At 58.2% G+C, this 18,624-nt stretch carries 19 protein-coding genes and 1 tRNA gene; 8 read left to right on the top strand and 12 right to left on the bottom strand.

Annotated features, from left to right (window positions below; genetic code table 11):
- Positions 1-77: 77 nt before the first annotated feature.
- Positions 78-1,175, top strand: a complete 1,098-nt coding sequence (gene recF, locus SYN8016DRAFT_RS12820; RefSeq protein ID WP_038014849.1) for a DNA replication/repair protein RecF — start codon at positions 78-80, stop codon at positions 1,173-1,175.
- 30 nt (positions 1,176-1,205) lie between these two features.
- Positions 1,206-1,712, top strand: a complete 507-nt coding sequence (gene speD / locus SYN8016DRAFT_RS12815) for an adenosylmethionine decarboxylase (RefSeq protein ID WP_006854846.1) — start codon at positions 1,206-1,208, stop codon at positions 1,710-1,712.
- Positions 1,713-1,727: 15 nt separating this feature from the next.
- On the opposite strand, the gene SYN8016DRAFT_RS12810 is transcribed toward speD, so the two are convergent.
- Positions 1,728-3,122, bottom strand: a complete 1,395-nt coding sequence (locus SYN8016DRAFT_RS12810; RefSeq protein ID WP_006854845.1) for a glutamate decarboxylase — start codon at positions 3,120-3,122, stop codon at positions 1,728-1,730.
- Positions 3,123-3,201: 79 nt separating this feature from the next.
- Positions 3,202-4,029 carry an ATP-dependent sacrificial sulfur transferase LarE gene (gene larE, locus SYN8016DRAFT_RS12805; RefSeq protein ID WP_006854844.1) on the bottom strand — a complete coding sequence of 276 codons (828 nt, stop codon included), beginning with the start codon at positions 4,027-4,029 and terminating at the stop codon, positions 3,202-3,204.
- Positions 4,030-4,101: 72 nt separating this feature from the next.
- Between larE and SYN8016DRAFT_RS12800 the strand changes: the two genes are divergently transcribed.
- Positions 4,102-5,295, top strand: coding sequence for a cob(I)yrinic acid a,c-diamide adenosyltransferase (locus SYN8016DRAFT_RS12800; RefSeq protein ID WP_006854843.1), 1,194 nt, complete (start codon positions 4,102-4,104; stop codon positions 5,293-5,295).
- Between the two features lie 6 nt (positions 5,296-5,301).
- On the opposite strand, the gene moeB is transcribed toward SYN8016DRAFT_RS12800, so the two are convergent.
- Both moeB and SYN8016DRAFT_RS12790 read right to left on the bottom strand, forming a co-directional pair.
- Complete coding sequence (gene moeB, locus SYN8016DRAFT_RS12795) at positions 5,302-6,465, bottom strand: molybdopterin-synthase adenylyltransferase MoeB (RefSeq protein WP_006854842.1); 1,164 nt, start codon at positions 6,463-6,465, stop codon at positions 5,302-5,304.
- Positions 6,458-6,922 carry a M67 family metallopeptidase gene (locus SYN8016DRAFT_RS12790; RefSeq protein WP_083825915.1) on the bottom strand — a complete coding sequence of 155 codons (465 nt, stop codon included), beginning with the start codon at positions 6,920-6,922 and terminating at the stop codon, positions 6,458-6,460. Before SYN8016DRAFT_RS12790 ends, moeB begins: the two co-directional genes overlap by 8 nt.
- A gap of 89 nt (positions 6,923-7,011) precedes the next feature.
- Between SYN8016DRAFT_RS12790 and SYN8016DRAFT_RS12785 the strand changes: the two genes are divergently transcribed.
- Positions 7,012-7,398 (top strand): CAAD domain-containing protein, encoded by a 387-nt coding sequence (locus SYN8016DRAFT_RS12785; protein WP_006854840.1) that lies wholly within the window; start codon positions 7,012-7,014, stop codon positions 7,396-7,398.
- Between the two features lie 24 nt (positions 7,399-7,422).
- Here the strand turns inward: SYN8016DRAFT_RS12785 and SYN8016DRAFT_RS12780 are convergent, their stop codons facing one another.
- Positions 7,423-8,295, bottom strand: coding sequence for a fructosamine kinase family protein (locus SYN8016DRAFT_RS12780; RefSeq protein WP_006854839.1), 873 nt, complete (start codon positions 8,293-8,295; stop codon positions 7,423-7,425).
- Positions 8,296-8,331: 36 nt separating this feature from the next.
- Here SYN8016DRAFT_RS12780 and crtD point away from each other — a divergent pair, with 36 nt between their 5' ends.
- Entirely contained in the window at positions 8,332-9,861 is a 1,530-nt protein-coding gene (gene crtD, locus SYN8016DRAFT_RS12775; protein ID WP_006854838.1) for a C-3',4' desaturase CrtD, read from the top strand.
- A gap of 9 nt (positions 9,862-9,870) precedes the next feature.
- Here crtD and SYN8016DRAFT_RS12770 read toward each other — a convergent pair whose 3' ends face one another.
- A complete protein-coding gene (locus SYN8016DRAFT_RS12770; RefSeq protein WP_006854837.1) occupies positions 9,871-10,767 on the bottom strand; it encodes a prephenate/arogenate dehydrogenase in 897 nt (298 codons plus the stop codon).
- Positions 10,768-10,833: 66 nt separating this feature from the next.
- Here SYN8016DRAFT_RS12770 and SYN8016DRAFT_RS12765 point away from each other — a divergent pair, with 66 nt between their 5' ends.
- The 3 genes from SYN8016DRAFT_RS12765 (at position 10,834) to SYN8016DRAFT_RS12755 (ending at position 13,009) form a co-directional block, all read left to right on the top strand.
- On the top strand, positions 10,834-12,288 hold the full coding sequence (locus SYN8016DRAFT_RS12765; RefSeq protein ID WP_006854836.1) for a hypothetical protein: 1,455 nt from the start codon (positions 10,834-10,836) through the stop codon (positions 12,286-12,288).
- Positions 12,289-12,329: 41 nt separating this feature from the next.
- Positions 12,330-12,569 carry a DUF2839 domain-containing protein gene (locus tag SYN8016DRAFT_RS12760; protein WP_006854835.1) on the top strand — a complete coding sequence of 80 codons (240 nt, stop codon included), beginning with the start codon at positions 12,330-12,332 and terminating at the stop codon, positions 12,567-12,569.
- An 89-nt stretch (positions 12,570-12,658) separates the two neighbouring features.
- A complete protein-coding gene (locus SYN8016DRAFT_RS12755) occupies positions 12,659-13,009 on the top strand; it encodes a DUF1815 family protein (protein WP_006854834.1) in 351 nt (116 codons plus the stop codon).
- Here the strand turns inward: SYN8016DRAFT_RS12755 and recA are convergent.
- From recA to SYN8016DRAFT_RS12725, 6 genes are all read right to left on the bottom strand, one after another.
- The gene (gene recA, locus SYN8016DRAFT_RS12750; RefSeq protein WP_006854833.1) at positions 13,006-14,154 is read right to left on the bottom strand and encodes a recombinase RecA; all 1,149 of its coding nucleotides are present in this window, start codon (positions 14,152-14,154) and stop codon (positions 13,006-13,008) included. The two genes, SYN8016DRAFT_RS12755 and recA, sit on opposite strands and share 4 nt — an antisense overlap.
- 153 nt (positions 14,155-14,307) lie before the next feature.
- Positions 14,308-15,072: an HAD family hydrolase gene (locus SYN8016DRAFT_RS12745; protein ID WP_006854832.1), complete on the bottom strand. Its 765-nt coding sequence runs from the start codon at positions 15,070-15,072 to the stop codon at positions 14,308-14,310.
- Positions 15,073-15,088: 16 nt separating this feature from the next.
- Positions 15,089-15,160: transfer RNA gene (locus tag SYN8016DRAFT_RS12740), tRNA-Gln, on the bottom strand.
- 107 nt (positions 15,161-15,267) lie between these two features.
- Complete coding sequence (locus SYN8016DRAFT_RS12735) at positions 15,268-16,899, bottom strand: AAA family ATPase (RefSeq protein ID WP_006854831.1); 1,632 nt, start codon at positions 16,897-16,899, stop codon at positions 15,268-15,270.
- Between the two features lie 66 nt (positions 16,900-16,965).
- A complete protein-coding gene (locus tag SYN8016DRAFT_RS12730; protein ID WP_006854830.1) occupies positions 16,966-17,997 on the bottom strand; it encodes an LdpA C-terminal domain-containing domain in 1,032 nt (343 codons plus the stop codon).
- Between the two features lie 8 nt (positions 17,998-18,005).
- The gene (locus SYN8016DRAFT_RS12725; RefSeq protein WP_006854829.1) at positions 18,006-18,467 is read right to left on the bottom strand and encodes an NAD(P)H-quinone oxidoreductase subunit N; all 462 of its coding nucleotides are present in this window, start codon (positions 18,465-18,467) and stop codon (positions 18,006-18,008) included.
- Positions 18,468-18,624 lie beyond the last annotated feature (157 nt).

The raw sequence follows: 18,624 nt of genomic DNA, 5'->3' as shown, positions 1-18,624 counted from the left end.
TTGATCGGCAAAACCGGCCGATCCAAGTACCTTAGCGACACGACGCATTCGGACCAATTCGGCTTCTCCAGCTTCAACTGCAGGGCTTTCGCAACCACAGCAACCTGCAGCTGGAGATCAAGGCACCACGCCTCCTGGTGATCGGTAGCAACGGTGTGGGCAAATCAAACCTGCTGGAATCCGTGGAGCTCCTCGGCAGCCTGCGCTCGCACCGAGCCAGCCAGGATGGAGATCTCATCCATTGGGACGCCAGCCGTGCCCTGCTAAAGGCAACCTGCGCAGACCAGCAGATCCTTGAACTGGAGCTGCGTCGCCGTGGCGGCCGCCAAGCCAAGCGCAACGGGAAACCACTGCAACGACAGCTGGACTTGATTGGTCCTCTGCGCTGCGTGGGCTTCAGCGCCCTCGACCTGCATCTCGTGAGAGGCGAGCCCGCCCTGCGCCGCCAGTGGCTCGATCGTGTTGTGCTTCAGCTGGAGCCTGTTTATGCCGATCTCATCAGTCGCTACGGGCGCTTGCTGAGACAGCGGGCCCAATTCTGGCGACGGGGAGGGTTATCCACAGGAATGGAACCGCAAGCGCTCCTCGAAAGCTTTGATAGCCAAATGGCTCTTGTGAGCACACGCATTCATCGCAGGCGTCTGCGAGCCCTTGCCCGACTAGAGCCCCTAGCCGCTGTGTGGCAGGACAGGCTGAGTGAAGGACGGGAGCAACTTCAGCTTTGCTACACCCCTGGCAGTGCCTTGATCGGAGAAGAGCAGGAGGAATCCTGGCGACTGGCGATTGAGCAACAGCTCCGAGACCAACGCAAGGAAGAAGAACGTTTAGGCAGCTGCCGAGTTGGACCTCATCGCGACGAAATCGAAATGCGGATCAATGGAACCGCGGCAAGACGTTTCGGCTCATCTGGCCAACAACGCACCCTGGTGCTGGCCTTGAAGATGGCGGAGTTACAACTGGTCGGAGAACTCTGCGGCGAACCTCCCCTTCTTTTGCTGGATGACGTCTTGGCAGAACTCGACCCCACACGGCAGCTGGCCCTCCTCGAGGCCGTTGGAGAAAACCATCAATGCCTTGTTAGTGCCACCCATCTCGACGCCTTTGAAGGCGGATGGCTTGAGCAGTCGCAGATTCTCGAGGCAGACAGCTTGAGATCACAGTCCGAGACGCGGTAGGGTCGCGGGCCATTTACATGAAGATTCTTGATGGAGCAGTCCTTGTTCAGCCTGCATCCCAACCCGGGATGGGCGACGAAAGAGAGCGCTACAGACCTCAGCTCCGACGCGACCACGCGCAGTGCCACCGACACCAGTGCAACCGACATGGTTGGCAAACACTGCATTCTCGAGCTCTACGACTGCGATCCTTCAAAGCTCGACGACGAAACTTTTCTCAGACACACCATCACGACAGCAGCCCAGCGTGCTGGTGCAACTCTGCTCAACCTGATCACCCACCGCTTCGAACCCCAAGGGGTGACAGGTCTGGCACTCCTGGCTGAATCCCACATCTCCATTCACACCTGGCCTGAAAACGGATACGCGGCCGTGGATGTTTTTACCTGTGGTGACCACACCATGCCGGAGAAAGCCTGTGAGGTGCTGTGCGAAGACCTAGGGGCTGGTCGTCACGCCCTACGCAGCTTCTTACGGGAAACACCGGCAGCGCTTGGAACAACCGAGCGCATGCCGGCCGTTCCGATCGCTGCCTGAGTGCAAGACCTGGGTTCAGAGGTGGTTGTAAGACGCCGCCTCTGCGGCGAGCAGATTGTTCGTAATCGGGTGCTTTTGAAAATGTTCAATGGCTTGCCTGATGTCTTGCAGAAGCAGGTCCGCCATGTCGCGAGTGAAGTCTCGCTTCACCAAAATTCGTTGGAAGGCTGTTGATTCCAGTTCTCCCGTAAAGGGATAGGCAGGCACCTGCCAGCCACGCATCCGCAAGCGATCGGCAAAGTCATAGAGATTGAAGCCATGATCCGGATTGTCATCAAGAGTCCAAACCACGGTGGGAATGCCCTGGTCGGGAGCACCGTCATGGATGATTTTGAAAAGGTCCATCTCCCTTAATTTTTCGGCGAAGTACTGCGCATTGGCATGACTGGCCATGTGAAGCATGCGATAGCCCTCTCGACCTAAGCGCACAAATTCGTGATATTGAGCGATCACCTGACCTGCCGGCCTTGAAAAATTAATCTGGAATGTCGGCATGTCTCCACCCAGATAGGTCACGTGAAAGACCAGCTCATCGGGCAGATCATCCTGACTACGCCAGAGAACCCAGCCCACGCCCAGGGGTGCCAGACCAAATTTATGACCTGAAGCATTAATCGATTTCACGCGTTCCAAGCGAAAGTCCCACAGGGGGAGATCCGGTGCGCAGAACGGAGCAAGAAAGCCACCACTGGCCGCATCCACGTGAATGGGCACATCAAGGCCCGTCCGAGCCTGAAGGTCATCCAAAGCCTTGCTGATGGACTCAATGTCTTCATAAAGGCCGTGATACGTCACCCCAAGCGTGGGTACAACAAAAATCGTGTTCTCATCCACAGCCTCGATAACACGCTCAGGACTGATACATAATTCACCAGCAAGCATCTCTAATTCACGCATTTCAATATCCCAATAGCGCGCAAACTTCTTCCAGCAGATCTGCACGCTGCCACACACCATGTTGGGCTTATCTGTTGGCAAGCCAGCCGCCTCGCGACGCTTTCGCCAACGCCACTTCGCGGCCATCCCGCCGAGCATGGCCGCTTCGCTGCTCCCAATGGTGGAGCATCCAACTGCAGCGCCAGGAGCATTCCATAAGTCGGCCATCATCGAAACACAGCGACTCTCAAGCTCAGCCGTCTGCGGATATTCATCTTTATCGATGAGATTTTTATCCACTCCCAGAGCCATCAACTCCATCGCGCTTTGCGCCTGATAAGTCTGACAAAAAGTGGCTAAGTTCTGCTTACTATTCCCATCGAGGAGCAACTCTTCTTTTAAAAGTTGCACTGTGGAGTTTCCTTCCCGCCCTACTCCAGGAAAGTGATGTTTCGGCAGAGGAGAGAGCATGGCATCAACCAACGCCTGCTCCTCACTGTCACGGAGATGATGACGGGATTGATGCAGTGCCACAAGAAGAATTCATCTTGATAAAAACTATTCAGGGTGGGGAACCAGCGCCACAGTCGTAACCAAGTGGGCGTTTGATCACCTAGCCGCGATTGAGCTTGCCGCTCACAAGCCCTTCCACATCCACACTCACCGAGGTGAAGCCAAGACTGAGAAGGGTTTTCACGAGCTCACGCCGCAGCGAAGGCTGCAACAAATCGGCAATGCGGTCCTCGGGAACCTCCACACGCGCGGCGAGTCCGTGACTACGGACCCGAACCTGATCGAAGTCCTGGTCAATCAGCCAGGCCTCAGCCTGCCCAACCCGCTGGAGACGCTCACTGCTGATGGCTTCTCCGTAGGGGAAACGGGAGGCCAGGCAAGGCTGCGCAGGCTTATCCCACCAAGGAAAACCAAGAGCCCAAGACAAGCGTCGGACAGTCGCCTTTGTGATCCCAAGTTCAGCCAGAGGAGAGCGAACACCGGCTTCCTTCGCCGCCGCAATCCCCGGACGATGATCTCCCAGATCGTCCTGATTCACCCCATCAAGCACGAGGGCGCCGTTGGCTTCCGCAGCAATCGGAGCCAGATGACGATGCAGCTCTCGCTTGCAGGCATAGCAACGATCCTGCGGGTTACTGGTGTAACTCGGATCCTCAAGCTCAAGGGTGGAGACCTCCTGGTGCCGCATCCCAAGCCAGGCCGCCTGCTGGCGCGCTTCCAACAGGAGATGGGGAGCGAGGGAGGGCGAAACGCCCGTAATCGCTAAGGCCTGGTCACCAAGCTGCTCATGGGCGATGGCTGCGACGAGGCTGCTGTCAACACCACCTGAGTAAGCCACACACACATGCTTCTGAGCGGCCAAGAAATCACGCAACCGCTCCAAGACGTCACATTCCAGCTCTGACAAAGCTTCGAGCTGGCGGAACATCACGTTGGTCAATGCCTTCGCTTCAAATCTCTGTATGCTCCCAGCGTAAGAAGACTCATCCTTTTGCTGCCAATGGATGCAGTCTCATCCAATACGTCTCAAGCCAACCGTGCTCGCAGCAATCGCGGCGTTGGAATCGTCACCGCTGCTGACAGCCGTGAGCGGAGCCTCGGTCAACTCCACGTGTATGACGGCGAGGGCAAAGGCAAAAGCCAAGCAGCCTTAGGCGTTGTCCTCCGAACGATTGGGCTCGGGATCTGCGAGCAAAGGCGCACCAGAGTTCTGCTGCTTCGATTCTTAAAAGGTCCAGGTCGGGCTTACGACGAAGACGCCGCGATCGAAGCTCTGCAACAGGGCTTCCCCCACTTGATCGATCAGGTGCGAACCGGTCGGGGAGACTATTTTAGTGTGGACGAGGTCAAACGCTTCGACCGACAGGAAGCTCAACGGGGTTGGGACATCGCCAAAGGCGCCATTGCGAGCGCTTTGTACTCCGTGGTGGTTCTCGATGAACTGAATCCAGTCTTGGATCTTGGCCTCCTCGAAACCGAAGATGTGATCCGGTCGCTGAAGAGCAGACCGGAAGGGATGGAAATCATCGTCACCGGACGTGGAGCTCCACGCCGGTTGGTAGAGATCGCCGATCTGCACTCTGAGATGCGCGCGCACCGACGCCCCGAGGTGGACAACAACGCCGCGCTGTCGTTTGTCACAGCAGGCGGCATCGAGATTTATACCGGTGAAGGAAAGGGGAAATCCACCAGTGCCCTTGGGAAAGCCCTGCAAGCGATCGGCAGAGGCATCAGCCAGGACAAAAGCCATCGCGTTCTGATCCTCCAATGGCTCAAAGGTGGAAGTGGGTACACCGAAGATGCGGCGATCGCAGCCTTGCGTGAGAGTTATCCCCACTTAGTGGATCACCTCCGTTCAGGGCGTGATGCCATCGTTTGGCGAGGCCAGCAACAACCCATCGACTACGTGGAAGCGGAACGGGCCTGGGAAATCGCCAGGGCTGCGATCGCGAGCGGGCTGTACAAAACCGTGATCCTTGATGAGTTAAATCCCACCGTGGATCTCGAACTTCTTCCGGTTGAGCCGATCGTTCAGGCCTTGCTCCGTAAGCCAACAGAGACGGAAGTGATCATTACCGGCCGGTGCAAACATCAGCCCGCCTATTTCGACCTTGCGAGCGTTCATTCAGAGATGGTGTGCCATAAGCATTACGCCGAGCAGGGCGTTGATCTCAAGCGCGGTGTCGATTACTAATCGCGCTCAATAGCGCGGAACGGAAGGGTCAATCTGCTCTGACCAGGCATCAATCCCGCCTTCCACGTTGACCGCATCGATGCCGTGGCTGGCAAGAAGCTCTACCGCCTTAGCCGAACGTCCTCCCAGTTTGCAGTGCACATAAACCGTTTGGCTCGCCGCGATGGCCTGGATGCGTTCGATCACCTCATCACTCTCAAGCGTGGACAACGGGATCAATTCGGAGCCAGCGATCACAGCAACCTCAACTTCTGCTGGATTGCGCACATCGATCAAAGCCAAGTCTTGGTTCTGATCCAACAGGGCTTTGAGCTCAACCACAGAAATGCTTTTCATCAGATTCGATGTCTCCCCGGAGATCGAATCTCCGGCCGTGCAGAACGCTTGGTAGTCAATCAGCTTTTCGATGGGGGCGCGACTTGGCCTTCTTCGCAAGGTGAGCTCGCGAAACCGCATCGACAAGCCATCCACTAAGAGCAACCGACCATCAAGGGGGGTCCCAATTCCGGTGATCAGCTTGATGACCTCAGCGGCCTGAATCAGGCCAATCAAGCCAGGCATCACACCCATCACTCCTCCATCAGCGCAGGAGGGGACGAGCCCTTGCGGCGGCGGCTCCGGCACCAGGTCTCGATAATCCGGTGATTCACTCCCAAGATTGAACACACTCACTTGCCCTTCAAAGCGCTGGACCGAGCCATAAACGAACGGTCGCTTGGTCAAGACGCAGGCGTCATTAATCAAATAGCGACTGGCGAAATTATCCGTTCCGTCCACCACCACGTCGTACGCAGAAACCAGCTCCAGCGCATTGCTGGCCGACAAGCGGACGCCATGCTCTTCAACCCGACAAAAGGGATTGAGATCTTTTATTCGAGAACGCGCTGATGACGTTTTGGCCTGGCCCACCGTTCCCGTGCCATGGATCACCTGACGTTGCAGGTTGGAGGGCTCAACAAGGTCATCATCCACAACCCCGATGCGACCCACCCCTGCCGCCGCCAAATAAAGCAGGAGCGGCGAACCCAGGCCACCAGCACCTATGCACAACACCGAGCCTGCTTTTAAGCGTTGTTGTCCGGCAACGCCCACTTCGGGGAGGGTGATATGGCGGGCATATCTGGTCTTCTCCTCTCCACTTAGCTGAGGAGCACCCCCCGCTTCAGTCATGGCGAATCCCAGGATCTCCTGGAAGGGACGTCAGAGGAGTCTCCCCCATGACCCGAATCGGCAGAGGATGAACGTCGGCGAGAGCGCAATGGGGAGCCTCGACCTCCAGCCACCAAGCCGCAAGGGCATGGTTGTTTCCCATGATCAGCATCAATCCTGAGCTCCCAGCCCAAAGACGATCTCTTCGACTAGGCACCACCGAAGCTCCCGGATGGGAATGGGCACTCCCAAGCACTTTTAATGAGCGCGATCGCGCCCAACGTTGCGCGGCAATTTGCTCACGGGGGTCGAGCTCAAAACGATCTTTTTCTTGACGACCCACCATGTTTCGGCAAGGCCAGATCAACTGCACGCACCAATCGTCCGAGGCTGAATCCGCCAAGCCATGCTCCTCTCCGAGCAACAGAGCACAGCCTTCTGCAGGTGCGGGAGCCAGAAGATCGTGACGGAGAACCATTAGGCATTCAGCACCAATGATCAACTGGGATGGCGCTTGTGAAAAAAGACCGATAATCTCAGCCAAAATCTGCACTAAGCATTAGTTCCATGAGCGAGGAGTCCACCACCCCGGCGAGTGAGTCAACTTGGACCGCTAACACCAGCGAATCATCCACCAACACTGAAACCGCCAACTTTTCTGAGCGCTACAGCGAAATTCTCGGAAAAGTCAACGAGACCTTAGACAAGGTGGATTGGAGCCAAGCCGGTCGTATCGGCAAAGTGGTTGGAATTTTTGCAGCTGTCATCGTTGCCCAAATTCTGATTAAGGGCATTCTCGACACCATCAATCTTCTTCCTGTCGTCCCAGGGCTCCTCGAGCTTCTCGGCGTTGTGGTGGTGGGCCAATGGAGCTGGAAAAATCTCACCACCAGTGAAAAGCGCACCGCTTTGGTGAATCGCGTTCAGACCCTACGTAGCGAATACCTCGGCTAAAACGGGGCGGATTTTCTCTCTCAATCACAACAACATTGACCTCATGGCATCGATTGCTGTGAGGCATTTTTTTTGGTAGCCACCTCCAAACAGATTGGCGTGATTCAACAGGTGATAGAGGTTGTAAACGACGATCCGATCGTCATGGTTGGGATCTAGCGGCCATTCCTGTTGATAGCCCTGGTAAAAGCGGGCACTGAATCCACCAAACAGGTGAGTCATCGCTAGATCCACCTCCCGATCAGCCCACCAACAGGCCGGGTCGATCAAGGCTCCCCGTCCATCAACGAGCACTGACGCGTTTCCTCCCCACAGATCGCCATGCACGAGGCAGGGCTCGGGCTGATGTTGATCCAACCAAATCCTTGTGGCTGCAAGCAACGGTTCGAGTGGATCCAGAGCCAATCCCCAGTTGGATGCCAACTGAAGCTGGGGGATCAGTCGCAAGCTCACAAACGCATCACCCCAAGACGGCAACCAACCAGCTGGTTGCGGCCCCAAGCCAATAAAGCCCTCTTCATCCCAACCAAATCGATCCAACCCAGCGTCAGCAGACGCTCGATGAAGGAGGGCTAACCCTCGCCCTAGTTGATGTTGATCCCCTCGCCCGGACTCAAGCCAGGGCAAAATCAACGCCGCTCGCTCTCCCACCGGAACCACTCCAAGCGGATCAGGGATCAACAGCAGCTCAGGGTCAGCCCAAGGCTTGAGGGAGCGGAGCCCCCGGGCTTCCACGTGGAGCATGGCTGGTGACGCCAGCTTCAGGAAGAGGGATCGCCCATCCGATAAGTGAGCACGCCAGGTGGAGGCACTGCCAGCAGGCTCCAGGGTCTTGCACTCACAGCCCTGGAGCTGACCACAATCGTTTTGCAACGCCTCCAGCAGTTGCCTTCGCATTCACGATCGCCCTAACGCAACTGTCAGCATGGCCTGATGCAAAAACGCGACGACGTGATCGTGGTCGGCGGTGGCATCGCTGGACTCACGGCAGCGGCCCTGCTGGCACGCGACGGTGTTTCGGTCACCCTTTTAGAAGCGCATTATCAGCCTGGGGGCTGTGCAGGCACCTTCCGTCGAGGGGCGTACACCTTTGATGTTGGTGCCACCCAAGTGGCAGGGCTCGAACCTGGTGGCAGCCACGCCCGCATCTTTCAACATCTGGATCTGCCATTACCAGAGGCGGAACTACTGGATCCAGGCTGCGTCGTCGACCTGGCCGATGGATCCCCGCCCGTGCACCTTTGGCACGACCCCCTGCGCTGGAAGCAGGAACGGCAACAACAATTTCCAGGCAGCGAAAGGTTCTGGCAGCTCTGCAGCTTTCTTCACCAAAGCAATTGGCTCTTTGCGGCTTCCGACCCGGTCTTACCGATTCGCAATGGCTGGGATTTCAAGCAAACACTGGCAGCGATCAATCCAGGCAATCTGCTCAGCGCACCTCTGAGTCTCTGCACAGTCAAAGACCTTTTAACGCTGTCTGGCTGCGGCAGTGATCAACGCCTGCGGCGCTTTCTCGATCTACAACTCCGGCTTTACTCCCAACAGCCCGCCGATCAGACCGCAGCGCTTTACGGAGCGACGGTGTTGCAAATGACCCAAGCCCCTCTGGGCCTATGGCACCTTCACGGATCCATGCAAGTGCTCAGTGAACTGCTGGCATCTGGGTTGAAGCGCGATGGAGGGACCATGCTTCTGCGTCACCGCGTCCAGCAACTGCAGCAAAACTCAGATGGGTCAGGCTGGCAACTTCGCGTTGAAGGACCAGACCGGAAAGAGCAGATCTTTCACGCTGGCGACGTCATCAGCACCCTCCCGCCTCAATGCCTCCCTGAGCTGATCGCTCCTGAACACAGCGCTGACCAGAGGCCGATGCCAGCGCCCTATCGCCAACACCTCACCGAGCTCGAGGCCCCCAGTGGGGCACTGGTGTTTTATGGCGCCATCGACAGGGCCTATCTGCCAAACGACTGTCCAGGCCATTACCAACGGGATGCAAGCGATCCTGGCTCAGTGTTTATCTCGATCAGCCGAGAGGGAGATGGCCGAGCGCCGAAAGGGCAAGCCACCGTGATTGCCAGCGTGTTTACAACCCCTATGGGTTGGTTCTCGGGCTCAGAAACGGCGTACCAAAGCAAAAAAAAGGCCTGTCAAACCAAGATCCGCAACGAGGTGGAAGCCGCCTTGGGCTTGTCGGATCACACCTGGCGTCATCAGGAGCTGGCTACACCGAGGGGCTTTCTGCGCTGGACCGGTCGGCCCAACGGCATCGTCGGCGGTTTGGGGCAATCCCCCAGCCGTTTCGGACCTTTTGGCCTGGCGAGCCGCACGCCAATGCCTGGGCTCTGGCTCTGTGGAGATTCCATTCATCCAGGTGAGGGAACAGCAGGGGTCACCCTGTCTGCCTTCATGGCTTGCAGGCAATTGCTCGCTCAACGCGGCCAAACCCTTGAGCTCAACAGTTGAAACCCTCCGCTACTCCGAAAGGAACTGCGGTCGTAGCGACTGCGTTTTTTCCAGCTCTTTCTCGAGCTGAGCCCAATGCCCCTCAAGGATCGCTTCTTCCAGCTGCTCCAAACTCCAGCGATAAGCCGCTAAGGAGCGAAGCACCGCTTGCGTGTTGTGCGCCGCCATGGCAGTCCCGAGAGCCGGGTTGCCACCCCCCACTCGGCTCGTATCGGCAAAACCGCTCGACGCCAAGGTCCTGGCCAGATCCAGCACAGCAGGATCCCGTTCTTCTCCTACCGCCCGCAATAAAGCAGCACTCACGATGACGGGGAGATGGGAGATCAGCGCCACGGCTTGGTCATGACGGGCCGCATCAGCTGTGAGCCAATGACTACCGAGCCGCAAGGCCAACTGGTGGATCAGCTCAAGCGCCACTGGATCCGTCGCAGACTCAGGTGTTGACACCCAAGGACGGCCACAAAAAAGTCCTGGAAAACCAGAATCAACCCCTGCTTGAGCCGTTCCCGCCATGGGATGACTCCCCACAAAGCGCGGATGAAGATCGCGCCAAACCGCTAGGACCTCTGCCTTCACAGAGCCCACATCAGTGACCACCGCCTGCTCTGGGAGGGCCTTCAGCAGGCTCTCTTCCGGTGCCAGCAACAAGGCCAAGGGGAGGGCCAGGATCACCAGGTCGCAATCTTGAAGACAGCTGGGATCCGTGCTCACCAGTGGGGCAAGCCCTCTACTGCGGGCCCGTTCCGCGGTGACTTCACGGTGAACCAGGCCTTGCACCTCAACCCCTTGTTGGCTGAGGTCAAGGGCGATCGAACCACCGATCAAGCCCATCCCCACCACGCCGACGCGCTGAATCGACCACGGCTGCACCGCTTGCCCCAGATCCATCGGATCGATTTCGCTCATTCACCCATGTTGATCGATCGATCCGCATGAACCAAACCCATTCAGGGCACTGCTTAGGCTCCTTGGATGCTGGAAGTCCAAGCCCATCAGCAGCTCAAGCAACTTCTCCATCTCGAGGAGATGCCATGGGAGCACCATCTGACGCTTAGCCGTCTGATCGGTCGCAGCTTGCGCAGACAAGATCGCACCCGCATCCGGTTATCTGCGGGTGAGCGGGATCGCTGGTGGCTGGGGTTGCTCGTTCCTCTTTGCCTGCATTCCAAAGACTGTGTGCTGGTGCTCGATGAACGCCAACGGCAACGCTTTCTTCAAGTGGAACTGCCCCGTCTTCGCCAGGGTGGCCTAAGGCTTGCCTGTTGGAGTGGCAGCTCTGCTCCCCCCGGCCCACAACTCTGGCTGCTCTCTCCGGCCGAACTGGTCAAAGTTCACCGCCAAGGCGGCTTCAAACCTTCGCATCAGTTGATCATTCCTGAAGCGGAATCGTTGGCGCACCACCTGCGCCAAGCGATGGGGCTCACCATCGCGACCCAGGATTGGGATCGGTTGCGTCAGGCCTACCCAACAGCAGGTCCTGCTCTCCTCGACCTACACGAGCGCCTCAGCCGCCAATTGTTCGCCGTCTCCAGCCGATCCAGTTGCGAGCTGCCCATGCCAAGCAGCGCATTGGTGAGCCTGCGCGACTTGATCGGTTTGCTTGGGTCTGCGCCAGAGCCCTGGACTGAGTTGTTAACGCTCCAGAGTTCGCAATGGGCCAGCTGGGCGCATCTCGACCACAACCTGCTGCAATGGACTTGGACGCTTCAACCCCTAGAACCGCTACAAACGCTTCGTTCTCTGCTGGAGCAACACCCTTCGATTCTTCTGCAAACGGATGGTGTATCCCTGGAGCGGCCCAGGCATACCGCTGAACGGACGCCAGAGTCAGGGGCCGTGGTGGACATCCAGCTCCACGATCGAATGCACACGGAACCGCTGCGGTTGTTCGCCCCCAGACGGCAACCGTTGCCGAATACGGCGATCTATGCGGAGCATCTGCTCGATCAATGTCGGCGCTTGATTCTTGGGCGGCGCGGACTGACCCTGGTTCTCCTGGACGATCCAGGGCTAAGGCAAAAACTCACCAGCGAACTCGCTGGAGAATTTGGCAGCAGAGTGATTCATCAAGGCACAGCACCGGAAGCCAACGGAGTGATCTGCTGCAGTTGGTCGTGGTGGATGAACCATCAGAACCAGCTACCGGCCTTGGATCAGCTCATCGTTGCCCTGCTTCCTGTCTCCAGCTTGGAAGATCCGCTCACGGCTGCTCGGGTGGAATCGTTGAAAAAGCTCGGGAGGGATTGGTTCCGTGACTTACTTCTGCCGGAAGCGCTAGCAAAGCTGGTTCCAGCGATCGCGCCCTTAAGGCAGAGCGGCGGACGGCTGGCCATTTTGGATGGGAGGGTCCGTGCACGGAGCTGGGGCAAGCAGGTCCTGCGCGCCCTCGAACCCTGGTCTCCCCTCCAGAGGCTGTTGCCGGACTGACACCCTCTCTAGTCTTGATATCTGCCAATCAGCCTGCCTCGATGGGAGAAGCTCGACGTCGCAACAGCCAGGGACTACCTCCCAAGCAACGCAAATCTGACCCCAAGGACAGCGAGCGAATCGTTGCTTGGTTGCCGTTAACCCGCAGCCAATCCCAGCAATTTGTTGCCCTCACAACCCGGGGAGCCTGGATCGGCATTGGAGGGCTGGTGGTGTTTTGGATCGTGGTGCGCTTCATCGGACCGGCGGCGGGCTGGTGGACGCTGGCAGACATGCCCTAACGCTTCAGCCGAAAGCCGCCCAACCAGAAGGCGCTCAACAAAACCCCGGTCAAAACCTTTAGAATTCCTAAAGGTTTCCTGAGCCCGTGATGTTTTCACGCCTTGCCGATCAGTACCGCACCGTCGTTCAAGACTTGGTCATGAGCCTTCATGCCCTTGCTTCAAGTCTTCAAAAGCAAGGGATCGTCGCCACCTGCTACGGCTGCGATGACGGCCAAGGCCATGACGGCCATGGCGCATCGTTCGTAGCCGAACTCGGGGATCAACACCTCGTGCGTTTTCTTGTCTCCGATTTCGGGATCAGCTGGGTTGAATCCCGCAATGGACGAGAACTCGTGAAATTTGAGGGCGCTGAAGCCATTCAGGAGCTTCAACGCATCGCTACCACCATTCAGGAGCGCGCCACCACGGGCAGCACTCCTGAAACCGCCAGCCGCTAAGCAGCCCCATCAACAGCGGACTTTTTATCCGTGTCAGCCGGTTTCGCCGCAGGCTTAGCTGCAGCTGACCGGGCCGCAGCAGCCAAAGGACGCATCGAATTCGCCGTCACTTCCGATCCTTCGGTCAACTTCTGACGCACAAGCACTTCGATGGCCTCCTTGGCATCAGGGTTTTGCTCGAGCCAGCCGATGGTGTTGTCACGACCTTGACCAATGTTGTCGCCCTCGTAGCTGTACCAGGCCCCTTTGCGCGTCACCACACCCGTTTCCTCGGCCAAGTCGAGAACACATCCGAGCGTGCTGATCCCACGCCCAAACAAAATATCGAACTCAGCAATGCGAAACGGAGGTGCCACCTTGTTTTTCGCCACCTTGACCTTCGCCCGAATGCCGTACTCCTCAGTGCCGCGCTTCAGGGTTTGGATCCGGCGAATATCGAGTCTTACCGAGGCGTAAAACTTCAGTGCATTGCCGCCAGTGGTGGTTTCGGGATTGCCGTAGGTCACTCCGATCTTCAAGCGAAGCTGGTTCAGGAAGATCACGGTGCAACCTGACTTGCCAATGTTGCCAGTGATCTTGCGCATGGCTTGGCTCATCAGGCGCGCTTGCGCTCCAACAGCCAAATCCCCCATTTCCCCCTCAATCTCAGCGCGAGGTGTCAGCGCGGCAACCGAGTCGACCACCACAATGTCGACCGCAGCAGAGCGAACCAACTGATCGACGATCTCAAGCGCCATCTCACCCGTATCCGGTTGGGAGACCAGCAGATTTTCAATGTCAACGCCGAGAGAAGCCGCATAGACAGGATCAAGGGCGTGCTCGGCATCGACGAAGGCCGCCACCCCTCCACGCTTTTGCACCTCAGCGATGGCATGAAGCGTGAGCGTGGTTTTTCCTGAACTTTCAGGTCCATAGACCTCCACCACTCGCCCCTTGGGGTACCCACCACCAAGGGCTAGATCCAGAGTGAGAGCCCCCGTGGAGATGGTTTCCACCCGCATTCGGGAGGCATCTCCCAAACGCATGATCGAACCCTTCCCAAAATTTCGCTCGATTTGACCGAGCACAAGGTCCAAGGCCTTGTCCTTTTCCCCTGGACGGGGATTTCCTTGGGAGGACTGAGCGGCTTTCACGTCGGCTGGCATAGCAATGAACAGTTAAGGAGCAAACAGGTGCCGCAGGTCGCCGATTCAGCCGGCGGAAGACCCGCAAACTGAAGTCGACTCAACACTGGACAGATCATCCAGTGCCCCGGCCAACACCACTTGTCTCATCTAGTACACATGTACGTTATCGAATCAGGGCCAGATCGCCAAGGGGGCTGCAAATTGGCTGGCCGAAAGCAAATCAAGCCCTTCCGGCAACCCCTCTCGGTCTGCCGGACGCAGGTATCCCCAATCGGCCAAAAAGCACTGCAGCCCCTCTAGCCCTGGAGTCTCCAACACCGCTTCAAGGGTGGCCCGCCGATCTTCCACAAACCCCCTCAGCGCCCATTCACGGCGCAATCGCACCAACACCTCAGGCTTTGGCCCGGACTCTCTGCCATCAAGGCGTACGGGTCGAAGCTGGAAAGCATCAAGCAACTCGGCCGTGAAATCACGCCCTTTTGTGGTGAGCACAGACCAAGCCACCCCCTCCTCCTCCAAGCGCGACAAACGCTCCGGCACCCCCTCAAACGGCTGATGCAATGCCACCCAGCCGGAACGATCAGCAGACACGGCCTGACGACGAACGCGTTCCAGGGAGTCTTGAAGCAGCGGTGTCTTCCATCCAAACCGATGGAGACAGGCTTGGAGCTGCTGGTCATAATCAGCGGCAAAAGCATCGACACCAAGACGCTGCAACGGTCCATCGGACTCTTGAAGCAAGGCAGCGATCAGGACCATCTCCCAGCCGTGGTGCACCCATGGACGCAACTGACGGAAACTGTTCGGTGTGTGCTCCGGCAGGAGCGCCCCCTGGAGCAGGGATCGGCAAGCTGCTCGGGAACTCGACCAGTATTCGTCCATCCCGTCGAGGATCACCCCGTCGAAATCGAAAACGAGGAGAGGCTGTAGTGACACCGGGAATCCGGAAAAACTGGGCCGCTAGGATTCGAACCTAGGAATGGCGAGACCAAAACCCGCTGCCTTACCGCTTGGCGACGGCCCATTAACCCCAGCTCAGCACCACCAAACTGGTGGTCCCTGCTAGTGCATACATAGTTACCCACAACATAGTGACCTTCGTCAATCCACCTCTCACAACGAATCCCTGATTCAAGGTGGAAACACTCTCAGTCGCCGCTGACCACTGGTGCCATACACATCGCTACGAAGGCGGTAGCGCGTAACGAGCTCTGCCTGCATTTGGCGCACATCGTCGTTGCGGGGAAGCAGCTCCACGGGACGGCCTTGCGGAACCACCACCTGCTCAACGGCCAGACGGCATTCCTCAAGAGCAGCAGAGGCATCGGACTGATCACCAGAGTCCGCAGAGTCTCGATCGCTCACTCCATGATCACGGCGCATCAACAAACGCTCCAAGGCCCTCTCCACTTGAGGGAGGGTGTCGGATTTGATCACCAAGATGGGAACGCCTGCGTCTCTCGCTTGACGACGCAGCTCAGGTTGACGGCCAAGTCCTTGGCGAACGCTCAGCACCACATCGGCCTGCACGAGATCATCCACCGCTTGCACAGCCCAGTCATGTCGGCGAACCGCTTCATCCAGCCGTTGCTCGCTCAGGCCACAACAGAGAACCTGAAGCAGCGTTGACGGCGCCTGAGCCTCCTTTAACGCTGACGGTGCAGACCCCATCTCCACGGGTTGATGTGGGTTTGGATCAACGGGATCTGGAAGCGGGACCGGCGCCAAGGAAGGGCGACGCAAGGGCGAGGGAGACACCTGGGGTTCAACGCGCAGAACGCGTCCATCGGAGGCCATCTTCCGCTCTTCAGGACTGGGAACATGCCCGCGTAGCAAGGCATCAACCGCTCGTCCCACCTCTCGATACACGGCCCAATGACTACGACTGTGTATCTCAACGGCCATTGAGAAGGTCGGTTCCGCCGCCCGCTCCAGCACCGTTTTTTGACTGCGACGACGACGCGCCTCATCGTCGCCCAGGGTGACGGATTCAATGCCACCAATGAGATCGCACAGGGTTGGATTTTTGATCAAGTTGGACAGGGCATTGCCGTGCGCTGTCGCCACCAACGTCACCCCCCGTTCCGCGATCGTGCGGGCTGCACGCGCTTCCAACTCGGTGCCGATTTCGTCAATCACGATCACCTCAGGCATGTGGTTTTCCACGGCCTCGATCATCACGTGATGCTGAAGCTCTGGGCGTGCCACCTGCATGCGCCGCGCTCGACCAATCGCAGGGTGGGGGATATCGCCATCCCCCGCTATTTCATTGCTGGTGTCGATCACCACAACACGCTTCCCCAGATCATCGGAGAGAACGCGAGCGATCTCGCGCAAGGCCGTTGTCTTCCCGACCCCGGGCCGGCCCATCAGAAGCAAGGACTCACCGCTATAGAGAAGATCGCGCACCATCGCCACCGTCCCGAACACCGCGCGACCAACGCGGCAGGTCAAACCCACCACCTCCCCTCGGCGGTTACGGATGGCACTGATCCGATGCAAGGTTCGCTCAATGCCCGCCCTGTTATCAGAGCCAAACTGGCCGAGACGTTCCACCATCGCCTGCAGATCGGCGCGCGTAATGGTGCTGGTTCCAAGGGGGGTGGACCCACCTGAATATCGAGCTTCTGGAACACGTCCAAGGTCGAGAACCACCTCGAGCAGTTGGTCTCTGGACTCCGGGGAAGCCAACGAGGCTTGAAGCTCTGCTGGAAGCAAAGAAACGAGTCGGTTTAAGTCGTCGGTAATGCGCTCGGTCGTCATGGCTCAGCCGGCCAGCAATCGGACCGAAAACAGTCATAGCAAGAGGAGCAGGAGGTTGGAGTGCGATCAGCTACGCCGCAACCAGGGAGCAATCATCAGGCGAGCAGCTTGCAGAGACTGAGCCCAGCCATCCGGCCAGTCGCGCAAACGACATCCCCGGTCTTGCGCCGCTTGAAAAAAGGGCTGCACCAGCGCCCTCGCCACCCCACCAAAAGCAACACCAGCAGGTCCCATCGCTCCCCCTTGGGATGGCAGCAATCCAACCGTTGCTGTATTGGTCCCACCAGCCAACTGCAGGGGACCAGGCGGCGCCAAGGGCTGAAGCCGCTCCCACAAACCAACGGCGGCACGGGCCGTCCCAACCCCAAGGTCACCGCTCATGGGACGACCATCAAGCTGCCAAAGCGGGCGTTGTTGATGCGCACGCAAGGCTTGATGGCGCTGCCACAGTTCTCTGGAAAGCGACTCCACCGTGACCTGATGGCCTTCCAGTCCACAACTCACTGACAGCCGCCTCAGGGGGACATCCGCGAGACGAACCTGTTCCAGGGTTGCCTGAAAAGCAGGCATGCGCCCTGGCGCCGTATGAATTTCCAAAGCATCGGGACGCAAGGATTGAAGAAGGGAAGCCAAGTCATGCAGGCCCACCCGACGATCCAAGGATTGAATGATTTGGGGCGGGCATGCCGGCCAACAGCGACCGCACCCGTAGCAAAGCCGTTCATCAACGCCGACACCTGCCCGGATGGCATCGGCTGGACACACGCGCTCACAAGGCCGTGAGCAATCTGGAGGGCAAAGGTCTGGATCAAAAACCGCCTTGCGGAAATGGGCATCATGTCCGTCACTCACACTCACCATCAACCAGGGGCGTCGCCTGGTGCGCTCCCAGGCCCAGTCGAGTCCCTCACGAGCAGCACGCACAACGGCAGCGTCTGCAGCCACGTCCACGCAGTGAACGCCTGCAACAGCGAAGAGCGCGCAAAGATCTCCGATCGTGGCCAAATCTTGGTTGCTGGCTCCGCAGATCAACTTGACCCAGGATCCATTCGCCAGAGCGAGCTCACCGGGATCCGCTCTCTGCAGAGCAGTGGTCACGGTGGAATTCAGTTGTTCAGAAGCTCATTCATGGGTTGCCAACGAAGGCTTCGCGCGCCTCCCATTTCAACCACCACTTTCAAACGAGGCTCTCGACGACACAGATCACACAGGGCTGACAATTCTGAGCGCGATAGGACTTGGCCTTCAAGCAGCCATAACGCAACCGGTTTCGTCCCCAACATCGCTTCACCAAGGAGTGGCATCACCTCCTGAACCTCCCCCACAGCCGCACCGCGGCCAACACTTTGATGCCCGAGGTGGGGCGGACGAATGCCATGTTTTTGGAATAAAAACACCTCTGGATCGCCCAGACCGCGGGCAGAGGAAAGCTGCGTGCGATACCCAGCTCCGCGCAATCGGCGCAACAAACGCGTTTCAGCACCACCCTCGAGGGGCGCAAACACAGCCATGCAACCTGCCGACTCCAGCTCACGGCGGAAACCACGACCAGACAGCAGCAGCGGCATGAAATTGGATCGAATAACAGGATTCTGGCAGTTAAACGCCACCAGTTAGGGGCTTGATCGCAATGCTGTAGTGTCTTTGTTTGCACTGTTGAACTGTGCCCGCCCGCTAGCCGGGCCTCCAGATCGCAGAGCAGGTTCGGCGTTTGCGCCGGATCCC

Source organism: Synechococcus sp. WH 8016, assembly GCF_000230675.1.
GTDB lineage: Bacteria > Cyanobacteriota > Cyanobacteriia > PCC-6307 > Cyanobiaceae > Synechococcus_C.
Note: the sequence above shows the minus strand (reverse complement) of the source record. Positions and strands in the feature narration are given on the sequence as shown.